At 41.0% G+C, this 12,900-nt stretch carries 7 protein-coding genes; 2 read left to right on the top strand and 5 right to left on the bottom strand.

Annotated elements, in window-relative coordinates; genetic code table 11:
* Positions 1–20: 20 nt before the first annotated feature.
* The 4 genes from Q1W14_RS01085 to Q1W14_RS01065 all read right to left on the bottom strand — a co-directional run bounded on the left by Q1W14_RS01085 (position 21) and on the right by Q1W14_RS01065 (position 8,493).
* The gene (locus Q1W14_RS01085) at positions 21–2,345 is read right to left on the bottom strand and encodes a TonB-dependent receptor (RefSeq protein ID WP_300698394.1); all 2,325 of its coding nucleotides are present in this window, start codon (positions 2,343–2,345) and stop codon (positions 21–23) included.
* Positions 2,346–2,911: 566 nt separating this feature from the next.
* A complete protein-coding gene (locus Q1W14_RS01075) occupies positions 2,912–4,657 on the bottom strand; it encodes a bifunctional UDP-sugar hydrolase/5'-nucleotidase (protein WP_300698390.1) in 1,746 nt (581 codons plus the stop codon).
* A gap of 15 nt (positions 4,658–4,672) precedes the next feature.
* Entirely contained in the window at positions 4,673–6,544 is a 1,872-nt protein-coding gene (locus Q1W14_RS01070; RefSeq protein ID WP_300698451.1) for a HAMP domain-containing sensor histidine kinase, read from the bottom strand.
* Between the two features lie 128 nt (positions 6,545–6,672).
* The gene (locus tag Q1W14_RS01065) at positions 6,673–8,493 is read right to left on the bottom strand and encodes a hypothetical protein (RefSeq protein ID WP_300698388.1); all 1,821 of its coding nucleotides are present in this window, start codon (positions 8,491–8,493) and stop codon (positions 6,673–6,675) included.
* A 109-nt stretch (positions 8,494–8,602) separates the two neighbouring features.
* On the opposite strand from Q1W14_RS01065, the gene Q1W14_RS01060 reads away from it, so the two are divergent.
* Positions 8,603–10,738: a Tex family protein gene (locus Q1W14_RS01060; protein WP_300698386.1), complete on the top strand. Its 2,136-nt coding sequence runs from the start codon at positions 8,603–8,605 to the stop codon at positions 10,736–10,738.
* A gap of 6 nt (positions 10,739–10,744) precedes the next feature.
* Here the strand turns inward: Q1W14_RS01060 and Q1W14_RS01055 are convergent, their stop codons facing one another.
* A complete protein-coding gene (locus tag Q1W14_RS01055; RefSeq protein ID WP_300698384.1) occupies positions 10,745–11,629 on the bottom strand; it encodes a type II CAAX endopeptidase family protein in 885 nt (294 codons plus the stop codon).
* Between the two features lie 113 nt (positions 11,630–11,742).
* Between Q1W14_RS01055 and Q1W14_RS01050 the strand changes: the two genes are divergently transcribed.
* Positions 11,743–12,792: a leucine-rich repeat domain-containing protein gene (locus tag Q1W14_RS01050; RefSeq protein ID WP_300698382.1), complete on the top strand. Its 1,050-nt coding sequence runs from the start codon at positions 11,743–11,745 to the stop codon at positions 12,790–12,792.
* Positions 12,793–12,900 lie beyond the last annotated feature (108 nt).

Below are 12,900 nucleotides of genomic sequence, written 5' to 3'. Positions count from 1 at the left end.
GCAAAAGAAGTGCTTCCCCTTTAATTATAGAGTTTGAAGCCGATGAAGAAGGTTCGCGGTTGTGTAGGTCCGTAGAAGTAACCGGCATCTCGGAATTCTCCTTTATCCAGATCTTTCTGGAAGCTATTGAAAATATTCTGTATACCTGTATTGAGCTGTAACTTGATATGGTCGCGTAGGACAAAAGTATAATTCAGTTTCAGGTTCAGATCGAAGAACTGGGGCGTATGCTCCATACGGTCATTCTCAATATTGGCAAAGGCACCTTCGGGGACGGATTCAGGAGCAAAGTGGGGAACAATCATCTTGCCCGTATAGGTGCCTGACAATGAGAAATCGAAATTCTTCACTGGAGCCGAAGAGAAAGTGAAGTAGCCGTAATAATCCGGAGTTCTGGGCATACGTTTGGTGGTCAAATCGACGCCATCTATTTGAGTCCAGACTTCTTCGCGAGTATAGCGGCTACGCTGTGCGGTGAAACCTAGTTGAAATTGAGCCTCTTTGCCATGAGCTATCTTGGCATCTAAGTTGGCACCATAAACACGGGCGCCGTTACCGTTCCGACGTTCTTTGATGACATCTCCTAATTCGTTCTTACCTATATCTTCCAGGACAAAGACATGGTTCAGGTCTGTGTAGAAGCCTTCTACCAATATATTAGCTTGCCAATGTCCGAGATAGGTAGTCCAATCTACAGAACCGCTATAGCTATTGGAACGTTCTTCACGCAGGTTATCGGCTAATTTGATTTGCACTCCTTCGCCTCCTACAGCCGTTACATGTAAGTCTTCATCGTAGGCTTGGGGAGCACGGAAACCGGTTGAATAAGTCAAACGGGCTTGAAAGTCTTCGGTAGGTTTATATAGGAAGTTGACACGGGGACTGAAAATGAGCTTGTCAATCAGATTGTGTTTATCCAGACGGGCACCAATGAGCATAGTGAGGTAATTCATATTCCATTCGTTCTGAACAAAAGCGCTGGCGATACGTACATCTTGCTCCATATCACGGTGGTATCCGGTCATGATGTCGTGCAGGGAATTATCCTGATATTCCAAACCTCCGGTAAAGGTGGCAGGAGCAAAGAAGCAGTTATCCATATTGCCTACATACATGCCGCCGGCTACCCAAGTCAAATCTTTAGTTTTGCCGTAGGCATTCATGTTTTTCTGGGCTCCATAATAGCTATTGCGGTCGGTATGCTGAATAGAACCATAGAGAGAGAGCTTATGTTTATATTCCTTCCAGAACAGATCGTAGCTGACACCTCCACTGTTAATGATATGTTTGGTTTGTTCCGTTATATCCGTTTCATGGGGTTGCAAATCAAATTTATTACCTCCACGACGGAACTCGTTGGTAGTATGATATTCCAGATTGATACGGCTGAATTGCGTAGGACGATAGTAAGAACGAAAACCGAACGTATTCATATTCAGTTTGCCCAACTCGGAAAAGCCATCACCGTCACGGTCGTATGGATTGCGGTTGCGGTAGCTTTCGTAAAGGGCAATGCCGTATGAGTTATCTTTGGCAACCAATGAAACGTTACCGCCCATATACTGTTCCCAGGACTTTCCATCCATATTAGAGAACATGCTCGACACTTGGAAAGAGTTGTTTATAGGGTCTTTGGTAATGATATTGATGGTACCGCCTACGGCATTGGCACCGAATAAGGCAGAGCCTCCTCCACGCACCACTTCTACCCGTTCGATCATATTCACGGGGATTTGCTCTAAACCATATACACCACTCAGTGCGCTGATAATGGGACGGCTGTTAATCAGTATCTGTGAATAAGGGCCTTCCAGTCCATTGATACGTACTTGTGGGAATCCACAATTCTGGCAGTTATTCTCTACCCGCAAACCGGACTGAAAATTCAACGTTTTCGCCAAGTCGGTAGAGTTGACCATCTCGAATAGTTTTGCGCTCATCACATTGACTACCACCGGAGCTGCTTTACGGCTCACTTCATTACGATTGGCCGAAACAACGACCTCGTCGGTCATAAAACTTTCTTCCACCATCTGAAAATGGATGACTGCTGTAAAATCTTTATCCACTTCCACTTCTTTTTCCTGTGTCTTGTAGCCTACTGCCGATACACGGAGTTTATATTTCCCTCTAGGGAGTTTACGGAACTCAAATTGTCCTTCTTCATTGGAAACCGTACCTTGACCGGTGCCCACAATCAAAACCGTTGCATACGGTATGTTTTCTTCTGTTCCTTTCACGATGACGTGACCGGAAATCATATTGCCTTCCTTTATAGGATTTACGGCCAAAGCTACGTTGGTGCTTACCACTGCAAGTACCAACGCTATTATATATTGTTTCATTAAACTAGCGTTCTTTTAATATTATAAATAAACTTGGAATACATCATCCAAATCGCCCGGAGTTTGCTCTCAAATTGCCCGGAATTTTGGGGTGAAATGCCCGGAGTTTTCAATCAAAACGCCTGGCTTTCGGGGAGTAAACATGAGGCTTTTGGAATGAGAACATGAGGTATTTCGTCAGAATTATAAAAAAACGGTAGGAGGAGCACGAAGTGAAAGTGTACGGATAACCTCTCCTTTGATGGTAGGAGTTGCCTTATCCGCTTTGAGCACAGCCAGCAAAGCACGCATCGGGTGTAGGTTTCCACAGACATCAACATTCGGAGAAAAGAACGTTGATAGATACCCGATAGAACTAAATGAGGTACTGGAATGTGAATGTGTAGTATGAAAAGGGTGCGAGTGTGTAATGAGCACCCCATTTATATAATGAATATGGGTAAATGCCGAAATGCTTGTCTGGTATATGATAAACAATACCAGAAAGCATAAGACACCTATAATTCTTCTTTTTTGCTTCACGTACAAATACTACACTTCGAGTTTAGGGGCGCAAAGATAGTAAATTATTCTTTAACATTACCAAACAAAAGTTCATAATCGCGTTTCGAAGCTGGCACTGCCCATTCTTCCGGAATAAACTTCCATTGATTCAGAGAACGGGGTTCAATCGTGTTCTTACGCTCAATAAACTGCATCAGATAGTAGCGTAAATCCTTATCGGTAGAACTGATGATACGCTCCTTCAAAGCATCTTGAGAGATACCGGCACCCTTCGTCAATAGCTCCCCTCCGCCATTGCCACGATAGGAGTTCAAGGCTACTTTATACGTCTTATCCATGTCAAAAGGGGTTTCATCCGCCATACTGATAATCTGAACTTTCTTTCCATCAGGCTTCGTAACGTCAACCGTATAAATGATACCTGCGGCAGAATCGAAATTGAAACTGAAGTTTTTGAAAGAAGCTCTGTCTTCAGCTCCTTCACGGCGATGTTCACGGAGCAATAATATATGATCTTCGGGAGATTTCATCTGGTTAGTCCATAAGTCATACGACATTTCCAAAGCATCTCTTATCTCTTTTCCTGTAAGGCGCATGGTATAGAGCATGTTTTCATACTTATACAAATTGAACATATCGCTCACAAAGACATCGCCTTCCTTAATTTCGGTATCGTATGATAAGGGAGCAGCAAATGAAATGTCCGCACCACTGATTTCCATTTGTAATTCATGAATCAAGTCTATAAAGGCAGAAGAACCGAAGTAGGCAGGTCGAGTAGAAATGGTTTCTGTAAAATGACCGATCTTTTTAGAAACAAAATTCTGTATGGTTTCATATTGAGGGGCGAATTGTTGCGTGAACTCTTCACTAATACCGTCATCCTTTGTGTTTGTCAGTACTCCACTAATCTGCTTATCTATAACTTTGCCACCACGCAGCTTCAAAGTTACATCTACATCACTCACTACAATCCCATTACTGGCTGGGTCCATAATCAAAACGTTTTTACCGGCTACATTTTCTATTGTCTTCTGCTCACGGGCATGGTCGTGGCCCATCAATACAATATCAAATCCCGGAACGTTGCGGGCTACTTCCACCGAAGCATTTTCACGGTATAAACCACCCATTAGCTGGGCATCTTGTCCGGCATGAAACATACCGATTACCAAGTCCGGTTTTTCTTTTTCTTGAATGATCTTCATCCATTTACGGGCGGTTTCTTCCATATCGTCAAAGCGCAACCCTTTCCATAAGTTCTCAGACAACCAAACAGGAATAGCAGGGGTTATCATACCCAAGATGACAATCTTCACGCCATCACGCTCTAAAACTTCGTATGGTTTGAAGTGTGGCTGTCCGGTGGCAGTGTCGATAATATTGGCTCCTAGAATAGGGAATTGGCAATCGGTAGCCCAACGGTCGAATACGGCACGCCCGGTCTCTACATCATGGTTTCCCATGTTTCCGGCATTGTATCCCATGAAGTTCATCATCTCTGCTGCCAGATGGGGAGCAATTGTATCTATATAGTTGTAATAGTAAGCTGTGGGCTGTCCTTGCAGAATATCTCCGTTGTCCAACAAAATCAAATTGTCCTTGTAGATTTCACGATTCTTTTGCACAAAAGCGTGTACACGCGCCAGACTTCCCGCCGCACCCCGACGATGAATAAAATCGTAAGGATAATAATTGCCATGTATATCACTGGTTTGTACAATCTTCAGTTGTACCACTCTTTCCTGCGCAGGCAATAAGCCCATCATGGAAATAATCGACACTAAAAAACAACTAAATCTTTTCATATTAAAAGTCTACTGTTATAAATTCATCGGATGTGTAAACATGAACCGGGCTCCACCGGTATAAGTAGGATCTATCCAAATCGTCCCACCCCATTTATCGACTGTCAGTTTACAAATAGACAATCCAAGTCCAGTACCTTGTACATATTCATTCAGCTTCTCAAAACGGTCAAACACTTTCTTCTGTTTATCCAAAGGTATACCACAACCTGTATCTGTTACGGAGAATATAGCAAGATTCTTCTTTTTGTCTACTTCCAGCTTCAACGCGATAACACCTTCGGTAGTAAATTTATCGGCATTGGAAAGTAAATTGATAATAACTTGTTGTAAGCGCTGTATATCAATCCGCATTTCCACCGACTGGTAGTCACATTCAAACAGAAATTGATTCTTGGATCTGCGCGCCTGAGCTACGGAAACAACCACTTGCTGGCACACTTGCAACACATCGCAACTTTCTAATGCAAGGGTTATGCGGTCTGCTTCCAAGCGGGACACGTCCAAAATATCATTAATCAATCGGAGAAGTAAATCGGAATTAGTCTTGATAATATCAAAATATGCACGTTGTTCTTCTTCCGAGCTTCCGCCTGCCGACAATACATCCGAGAAACCAACAATCGCATTTAACGGTGTACGTATCTCATGGCTCATATTAGCAAGGAAGGCACTCTTCAAGCGACTCGACTCTTCTGCACGATTCTTTGCATCACGCAAGGCATCTTGAGATTCTTCCAATTCATCTTTCAGTTTTTTTGTATGATAGAAGAAATAAAGGGAGACAAATAAACCAGCCAATAAAACAATCAAAACAGCAGAAAAAGACCATATCTGATATTTATATTGTTCATAAAAAGAAGGTTGAACATTCATCAACTTTACCGGTCCGGAAATAGCAGATATATCTATTTTATTTCCCTTGATGATTTCCTCATCAAATATAGTCTCATTAGGAATAACCTCCATCATATTTTGTACTTGTTCCGGATTCTCCAACAAGTCGATAGCTTGTTTCGCCATATCTCTTCCCAATGGCCGATAGGCAGGTACTATACCTCCAATAGCCCAATACCCCAACCCTACGGAAGTTATCGAAAACACAGGTAGATTAGGGGCAGCTTCCATCATGGAATAAGTAGCATTCCGCATAAAGTAACCATCGTTCATATCTACCCGCCATGTTCCCATCAACAAGACCGTATGATCTGGTAAAGAGTGTAATTTATCGCTGATTGTATAAATAGTATTTACACGTCCATCCAACAAAATCAGATTTAATTCGGGGAAATTCTGCATTTCCTTCGTCACGTATGACTGTAAAGAAACGCCACCGTATGTATTATCGGAAACAAAAGCTATATTTTTAGTATTCGGGTATAGTTTCTTTATCATATTGATGTTACCAGCCACATCATATTCATAAATAAATCCGGTTTTGATAGGTGAATCCTGAAAGTCCTCGTAGAAATCAACGGATGCCGGCATCCATGTTTTCAGATTCTCTTCTTTATCCGGTAACAGAATAGCATTTCTACTAGATAAAGCACTCAATACTGGTGTATTACCTTTTAGTGAATCTTCTAAAGACAAGTAAGCCGCCCATGCTTCCTGACCAATTAAAACAATTAAGGAAGGACTTTCTACTCCTTGATATTTAGCAAGAAGTTCTTTCATGCGTTTTGTCCACCAAGGAGATTCAGAAAAACTTTTGCAGTTCATGTTTTCCAACGCAACGGTACTTTTACCGCCCAATCGTTGAAATTCTTCCATAAAATCAGAGATATTTCCAGATGTTTGACGTGCATCAGGATTATATGAACTTATTATCAATACAGGATGTTCACCTGTCATAGAGAAGGCAGGCAGAAAGCAGAAGCAAAACATCACTAAACTTGACAATATTTTATATGATATATTCTTAAAAAAAATCATTTAGTTCCTTCTTTGGTCGTGGCAAATATACATAATTTTCTCTAATTCTACTATTTTTCTTTGCAAACGATCATAATACTTTATAATCTCCAGTTTCTTAATTCTATCAAAGTTCTCCCTGAAAAAGGTTCTCCCACATCCTCCTCATCTTCGATTATAGTTTTATGAATTTTCTGGATTCCTTCCTTGACTTTAGCATCTACTGATTTAGAACATAATATTGAATCCACACAGTCTTGTACATCAAATGGTTCAAGGATAACCTCGATATTAGGATAGTTTGATATTTTCTCCGTGAATTTACAGCCAAGGGCCGAACCTAAAAGATATGCAGCTAATGGAGTATTACCATAATTAATGATTTGGGCAAATAATTCAATGAGATTCTTACACTGTGGTGCTTGCGTAGCTGCTCTGTATCCTTTTACGCAAACAGCATTACCCGATAAACGAAAATGCAAATTACCATATTGAGAAAGAGGTCCACTATGATTCTGGAGATCAGTACCATAACAAAGACTACCAAATACAGGAATCTCAGACATTTTCAACAGACGTTTCTCAGCCATAGAATCTTTATCCATACGCATTGAGATATATCCGGGTCCTCTTCCTCGCAATAAGTTAGGATTTGACCAGTCCGCCAATTCAATGGAGGGACCATCATTAGGTTTGAGATCTGAATGTATTATTTTCTTAAGAGATGCATTTCGTCTCATATGTGCTGGCATTGATTGATATAAAGAACCCGCTTTGAAACCATCCTTATTAAACCAATCAGAAGCATTTACCGTAACCTGTATGGGTAAGCTACGTAAATAATGCTCCAAAGTTGTAATAGCATTCTCTTTTTTCTCAGGTATCTGAATATATTGGTCTATGAAACTAGTTACCACATTTTTATACTCTGATTCATGTGCATCTATTTCTTTATCTTGTTGTTCTTGAAGCTCATCCAATGGAAGACCTACGCATTTTCTCAATTCAACCAATGGTAATTGAAAATTCTCTTCGGCAAAGGAGCGCGAAATATTACCCACAAATTCCTTAGGAGAATACTCAACTTGCGCGGCGTCTATGGTAACTTTCGGAAGGTCACGTGCATCACTATTATTTTTGTATGCACACAATCGACTCATAAATCTAGCATACAACATATCCAACATTAATCCCGGTTCAATACCTGACCTTAAAGCCATTTCTTTAATTTCATAAGCCGCATCAAACAGAGAAAGTATATTTTTTAAATATAAAGTAATTGGGTCAATACCACTCATCATGGATACACGATGTATCAATAAAGGAAAAGAATCAATAGTATTCTTATTCATTTTTTTCTCATTAAATACTATTGAAGAAGTCAAGGAAAGTTCGTTTACAAAAACGCGTGTCAAGTAGAGAGCTATTTCAGACGTTTTTCCTGGCATATTAACCGCTGATGTATGAGCAATCGCCTCAGCGACACAATCAATAGCACAACTCAACAATACAGAATTATAAAGTTCATCATTCCAGTTCTCAGTTTCAGCTTTATTTAAAAGATACTGTGCTCTGGATGCAAAATCATCAAATAACCATATATTTTCAGAATTTCTTATTCTTAGGAATTCTCTGGAGGGAGAATAAAGCTCCTTTTTTGTCTCAGTACCCCCAAATGGTACTTTCAATATTATATCCCACATAGTAGTCCATGGGATTTTTTCCATCTGTATTACTTTCGAAGTTGAAGCAGTCTGCAAACAATGTCCAGCACCGTAAATGCCATTTATCATTTTCTTCAGTGCTAAACTACTTGAGCGTGAATCTTCTATTATCACTTTTTGAGAGCATGTTACCCCGCTGTACTTTTTCTGTACCTCGTTTTTATGCAATGAATCCGAAGTCACTGTTTCATATTCCATACAACATACACTTATAGTCCATCCACAAAATTAATTATTTTTCTAATTCTGAAAACCTTTTATAATTGTTTTTTGTAATTTTGGCATCCACAATAAATAAAGATTCAAAATGATACAAAATTTTCATCGAATGATATCCGCCGCTCTCGGCATATCGGAAAAACAAATAAGCCAAACCCTTGGTTTGCTCAATGATGGCGCTACCATTCCTTTCATCAGCCGTTATCGTAAAGAGGTGACGGGAGGCTTGGACGAGGTACAAATCGAGTCTATCCAAACACAATATGAAAAACTCAATGAAACTGCCAAGCGAAAAGAAACCATTCTCAATACCATTGAGGAACAAGGTAAACTAACGCCCGAACTCAAAAAACGTATCGAAGAGACTTGGGACAATACCGCATTGGAAGATATCTATCTCCCCTATAAGCCCAAACGCAAAACCCGTGCCGAAGCTGCCCGCCAAAAAGGTCTGGAGCCTCTTGCCACCCTACTGATGCTGCAAAGAGAACCTCATCCCGAAAGTCGTGCCGCCGATTTTGTAAAAGGAGATGTGAAGGACATAGAAGATGCCCTGAAAGGTGCACGTGACATCATTGCCGAACATGTAAGTGAAGACGAACGAACCAGAAATATAGTCCGCAACTCTTTTGCCCGCCAAGGTATCCTTACTGCCAAAGTGGTGAAGGGCAAAGAAGAGGAAGCTGCCAAATACCGGGATTATTTTGATTGTTCAGAATCACTGAAGAGATGCAGTTCCCACCGTCTGCTTGCCATACGCCGGGCAGAATCGGAAGGTTTATTGAAAGTCAGTATCAGTCCGGATGATGAAGAGTGTACCGAACGTTTGGAACGACAATTTGTACGTAGCAATAATGCTTGTGGGCAACAGGTGGCAGAAGCCGTACAGGATGCTTACAAACGCCTGCTGAAACCATCTATCGAAACCGAATTTGCCGTACAAAGCAAAGAACGCGCAGACGAAGAAGCCATCAAAGTATTTGCCGAGAACCTGCGACAATTGCTACTTGCCTCTCCATTGGGACAAAAGCGTGTGATGGGTATCGACCCCGGATTCCGTACCGGATGTAAAGTAGTATGCCTGGATGCGCAAGGCAACTTGATGCACAACGAGAACATCTATCCGCATCCTCCGGTAAGCAAAACCAAAGAGGCCTTCTCGAAGATACAGAAAATGATAGAGTCCTATAAAATAGAAGCCATTGCCATTGGTAATGGAACAGCCAGTCGCGAAACGGAAGATTTCTTGAAGCAACATGTTTTCAATCAAGAAGTTCAGATATTTGTGGTCAGCGAACAAGGTGCTTCTATCTACTCTGCCTCTAAAATAGCTCGTGACGAATTTCCCGAATACGATGTCACCGTTCGTGGAGCCGTATCTATAGGAAGACGTTTGATGGACCCGCTGGCTGAACTTGTTAAAATAGATGCAAAATCTATCGGCGTAGGTCAATATCAGCATGATGTAGATCAGCCGAAACTAAAGAAATCATTGGATCAGACAGTAGAGAACTGCGTGAATCTAGTAGGTGTCAACCTGAATACAGCCAGTAGCCACCTCTTAACCTACATATCCGGACTTGGCCCGCAACTTGCTCAGAATATTGTAAACTTCCGCGCAGAAAACGGAGCATTCGCTTCCCGCAAAGAGTTAATGAAAGTCCCCCGAATGGGTGCCAAAGCCTTTGAACAATGTGCCGGTTTCTTACGCATCCCGCAAGCCAAGAATCCATTGGATAATACTGCTGTACACCCGGAAAGTTATTGCATAGTAGAGCAAATGGCAAAAGACCTGGGATGTAGCGTGATTGAGTTGATAGCCAGTAAAGAACTTCGTCTGAAGATACAACCGGAACGTTACCTCTCTCCCACCGTCGGTATGCCCACTCTAAAAGATATATTACAAGAGCTGGATAAACCCGGTCGTGACCCACGAGGCCCCATCAAAGTGTTTGAGTTCGACAAGAATGTTCGTACCATCAACGACCTGCGCGAAGGAATGGAACTTCCGGGTATAGTAGGTAACATCACCAACTTTGGTGCATTCGTCGATATAGGCATCAAAGAGAACGGCCTGATACACCTTTCCCAACTTGCCGACAGGTTCATTTCAGATCCTAACGAAGTCGTTTCCATTCATCAACAGTTGCGAGTGAAAGTACTCAGCATCGATTACGACCGTAAAAGAATACAGTTGACGTTGAAAGGGGTGGAACAGGGATAGCGATTACTAATCACTATTTCTCAAATAATATCTCATAATCACCACCGTCCCAATCATCAATAACACAGAGCATAAAATGGAACCTTCAAATCCGAAGGTTCCTCCATTGAGGAGATTCGCTTCGGGCAATCGGAGCTCTAGTAGACTTTCTCCAAATTTATTACCACTTACCTCGTATCCTAAAACAGAGCCTTGCAACCAGTTCCAGAACCAATGCAATGCTATAGGAAAACAAAGATTGCGAGTATATATATAAGAGGCTCCCAAGAATATACCCGCCAAAATGATATTCAGGAACGGAATAAAAGCGAAATTCGGATTAAGAATATGCATCAAGGAAAAGATAACAGAAGAGATAAACAGTGCCAGATACTTGTTAAACCCACCATCTATCAAGCATCCCAATATAAAGCCACGAACCATAAATTCTTCTGCGATAGCTACCAATAAATAAAATACAAGAGTCAACAACAAAGATGAAGGTTGAAAAACAAACCCGACAATTTCTACAGCTCCAAATGCCAAAGACAGCCCGAAACCAACTGCATAGAGAATAATAGCAAAAGCAATACCACCCAGCCAATCCTTCCAATGCCCTTTCAAAGATAGTCCCAGTCGTGCAAGAGGAGACTTCCGAATACGAAATACAATCCATGCAGCAAGAAATACACAGATTAACATTATTGTTTCATACCAAATAAGAAACTGAATGTTTGTTGACACCTGAATATTTTTCAGATCATCAAAGACAAACGCCAATGGCATAGTAAACAACATAAAAGAAACACCAAAGAACACAGCAAACATCAATATATCAATCACTGCCCGCCAATAATGCTTGTTTTTACTATCAGTAACCTGCATTTCATCTCTATTTTTTTCTCTTTCCATCCTTTTTTATATTGATTAATATCCGACAAAAATAGCAATAAAAAGAAAAAACTTCATTCATACCTGATAGATTCTTCTTATATTTGAAAATTAATCAATCTGAAATTAAAAGCATGAGACTAAGAAAAATACTCTTAATAGCCGCCGGACTGGGTATGATGCTGAATGCCTCAGCACAAAAATCGAAAACATATTTTGTAGCTAAACCCGGTACTTTAATAGAACTAATGACCGAAGCCGAGGCCAATGAAATTACACACCTCACCCTGCAAGGCAAACTAAATGCCATCGATTTCCGCCATCTGCGGGATGAATTCAAAAATCTGGAATTACTGGATATATCAAACACATCCATCAGCCTGTATGCAGGTAAGAATGGTACTCATTCTGCCGGATTCTACATTTATCCGGCTAACTGCATTCCTGCCTATGCTTTCTGCAAACGTCAGAATGATAGTACATTCGTAGGAAAGAAATCCCTAACCCGAGTAATTCTATCCGATAAGACTAAGAACATTGAAGATGCCGCATTCAAAGGATGCAACAACTTAAAGATTTGCCAAATAAGAAAAAAGAGTGCTCCCAATTTAATGTCCGAAGCATTGGCAGATAGCGTTACCGCTATATTTGTCCCGTTGGGAAGCAGCGATGAATATCGGAGCAAAAAGAAATGGGAAACCTTCGCTTTTATTGAAGGAGAACCTTTAGGAGTAACCGTCCAAATAGGCAAAATGGGAAGTCTTGCCAGCGAATTGCTAAGAGGAGGCATGCAACCCAAAGATGTGAATTTCCTAACCATAGAGGGCAAGCTGGACGAAGCTGATTTCACCTTGATACGCGACTATATGCCCAATCTGGTTTCAGCCGATTTATCGAAAAGTAACGCCACCGTCATTCCAGATTATACTTTCACTCAAAAGAAATACTTATTGAATATAACTCTTCCCCATGGACTGAAAAGCATTGGACAACGTGTATTCAGTGGATGTAGCCGTTTATGTGGAACTCTAATACTTCCATCTGGCGTTACTGCTATTGAATATGGTGCCTTTATCGGATGCGATAATTTGCGCAACGTAGTCGCTACGGGAGATAAAATCACCACATTAGGAGACAATCTTTTTGGAGAAGGAAGGGATAAGCTAATTTATATGAAGCAATAATTACTTTCTTATCATAGCAATTTCACACATATACGAGCGAAGGCTCACACATATATCTGCGTAGCGTTACGCACTTATATGTGTGAGCCTTCGCTCGTATAAGTATAA

This window comes from Bacteroides sp. (genome assembly GCF_030151085.1).
In the GTDB taxonomy this organism is placed as follows: domain Bacteria; phylum Bacteroidota; class Bacteroidia; order Bacteroidales; family Bacteroidaceae; genus Bacteroides.
The sequence above is the reverse complement of the archived record's forward strand: the minus strand, read 5'-3'. Positions and strand labels throughout refer to the sequence as shown.

What these genes read in the sequence shown, in the direction of transcription:
- Q1W14_RS01075 (WP_300698390.1), bottom strand. Translation starts at nt 4,657, where the DNA reads ATGAAAAGATTTAGTTGTTTTTTAGTGTCGATTATTTCCATGATGGGC.
- Q1W14_RS01070 (WP_300698451.1), bottom strand. Translation starts at nt 6,544, where the DNA reads ATGTTTTGCTTCTGCTTTCTGCCTGCCTTCTCTATGACAGGTGAACAT.
- Q1W14_RS01055 (WP_300698384.1), bottom strand. Translation starts at nt 11,629, where the DNA reads ATGGAAAGAGAAAAAAATAGAGATGAAATGCAGGTTACTGATAGTAAA.
- Q1W14_RS01085 (WP_300698394.1), bottom strand. Translation starts at nt 2,345, where the DNA reads ATGAAACAATATATAATAGCGTTGGTACTTGCAGTGGTAAGCACCAAC.
- Q1W14_RS01065 (WP_300698388.1), bottom strand. Translation starts at nt 8,493, where the DNA reads ATGGAATATGAAACAGTGACTTCGGATTCATTGCATAAAAACGAGGTA.
- Q1W14_RS01060 (WP_300698386.1), top strand. Translation starts at nt 8,603, where the DNA reads ATGATACAAAATTTTCATCGAATGATATCCGCCGCTCTCGGCATATCG.
- Q1W14_RS01050 (WP_300698382.1), top strand. Translation starts at nt 11,743, where the DNA reads ATGAGACTAAGAAAAATACTCTTAATAGCCGCCGGACTGGGTATGATG.